Raw genomic sequence first — 1,697 nt, forward strand, 5'->3', positions numbered from 1 at the left:
TCGAAGTGATCTGCTACATCCCCGGCGAAAAGCACAACCTTCAGGAACACTCGGTCGTGCTGATCCGTGGCGGCCGCATCAAGGACCTTCCCGGTGTCCGCTACCACATCCTGCGCGGTGTGCTGGATACCCAGGGCGTCAAAGACCGTCGTCAGCGCCGTTCGAAATACGGCGCGAAGCGTCCGAAGTGAGGATTTAGGAAATGTCCCGCCGTCACGCCGCTGAAAAGCGCGAAATCCTGCCCGATGCCAAGTATGGCGACCGCATCCTGACCAAGTTCATGAACAACCTGATGATCGATGGCAAGAAGTCGGTTGCAGAAGGCATCGTCTATTCCGCGCTGGAACGGGTCCAGACCCGTCTGAAGCGCCCGCCCATCGAAGCCTTCCACGAGGCGCTCGACAACGTGAAGCCATCTGTCGAGGTGCGCTCGCGCCGCGTCGGCGGTGCCACCTACCAGGTTCCGGTCGAGGTTCGCCCGGAGCGGCGCGAAGCCCTTGCGATCCGCTGGCTGATCATCGCCGCCCGCAAGCGCAACGAGAGCACCATGGAAGAGCGTCTTGCAGCCGAGTTGTCGGATGCCGTCAACAACCGTGGCACCGCCGTGAAGAAGCGCGAAGACACCCACAAGATGGCCGATGCCAACAAGGCGTTCAGCCACTACCGCTGGTAAGGAAAGATGGTCGGCGAATCCGTAACAAGCGAGCTTCTCTACGAACTGCTCAAGGCCATACGGGGCGACATTGCCCGCCTGGGAGAGCGTCTGGAGCGGGTTGAAGGTGAATTGCGTGTGCTTCGCGGGCATGTGGCTGCGCTGGTGCAAAGCGATCTGAACCGTGGATCGGAATTCGCTTCGCTGGTCATGCGCGTTGACCGGATTGAGCGCCGCCTCGAACTTCAAGACGGGAATTCCTGAGCTTCGGCTCAAGGTAATCAAGGATCGTAGCTATGGCACGCGAATACCCCCTGAACCGCTACCGTAACTTCGGGATCATTGCCCATATCGATGCGGGCAAGACCACGACGACAGAGCGGATTCTGTTCTACACAGGCAAGTCCCACAAGATCGGCGAAGTGCACGATGGTGCCGCGACGATGGACTGGATGGAGCAGGAGCAGGAACGCGGGATCACCATCACCTCTGCCGCCACCACCACATTCTGGAAACGCACGGTGGATTCCGGCAGCCAGTCGAAGGATGACCTGTACCGGTTCAACATCATCGACACCCCCGGCCACGTTGACTTCACCATCGAGGTGGAACGCTCGCTGGCGGTGCTTGACGGGGCGGTGGTGCTGCTGGACGGCAACGCCGGGGTCGAGCCGCAGACCGAAACCGTCTGGCGTCAGGCCGACCGCTACAAGGTTCCCCGGATCGTCTTCGTCAACAAGATGGACAAGACCGGGGCCGATTTCTTCAACTGCGTGAGGATGATCGCCGAGCGTACCGGTGCCAGGCCGATGCCGGTCCAGCTGCCGATCGGGTCGGAAGACCGTCTTGAGGGCATCATCGATCTGCTGACCATGGAAGAGTGGGTTTATCAGGGCGAAGATCTGGGCGCGTCCTGGGTCCGCCAGCCGATCCGGGCCAGCCTGCTGGATCAGGCCAGGGAATGGCGCCACACGATGCTGGAACTTGCCGTCGAGCAGGACGACGCTGTGATGGAAGACTATCTTGAAGGCAACGAGCCTTCGGT

At 60.9% G+C, this 1,697-nt stretch carries 4 protein-coding genes; all 4 read left to right on the plus strand.

The features are described 5' to 3' along the window. The coding region (gene rpsL / locus ACOVQ0_RS15595) for a 30S ribosomal protein S12 (RefSeq protein WP_421886410.1) at positions 1-191 on the plus strand (191 nt) is incomplete at its 5' end. A gap of 11 nt (positions 192-202) precedes the next feature. Then, a complete protein-coding gene (gene rpsG / locus ACOVQ0_RS15600) occupies positions 203-673 on the plus strand; it encodes a 30S ribosomal protein S7 (RefSeq protein ID WP_421886412.1) in 471 nt (156 codons plus the stop codon). A gap of 6 nt (positions 674-679) precedes the next feature. Beyond that, positions 680-916 (plus strand): hypothetical protein, encoded by a 237-nt coding sequence (locus tag ACOVQ0_RS15605; protein WP_421886415.1) that lies wholly within the window; start codon positions 680-682, stop codon positions 914-916. Between the two features lie 32 nt (positions 917-948). Further along, positions 949-1,697: GTP-binding protein (locus tag ACOVQ0_RS15610; protein ID WP_421886418.1), on the plus strand; the 749-nt coding region annotated here is incomplete at its 3' end.

Origin of the sequence: Novosphingobium sp. (assembly GCF_049240505.1) — a bacterium.
Taxonomy (GTDB): domain Bacteria; phylum Pseudomonadota; class Alphaproteobacteria; order Sphingomonadales; family Sphingomonadaceae; genus Novosphingobium.

What these genes read in the sequence shown, in the direction of transcription:
- ACOVQ0_RS15605 (WP_421886415.1), top strand. Translation starts at nt 680, where the DNA reads ATGGTCGGCGAATCCGTAACAAGCGAGCTTCTCTACGAACTGCTCAAG.
- rpsG (WP_421886412.1), top strand. Translation starts at nt 203, where the DNA reads ATGTCCCGCCGTCACGCCGCTGAAAAGCGCGAAATCCTGCCCGATGCC.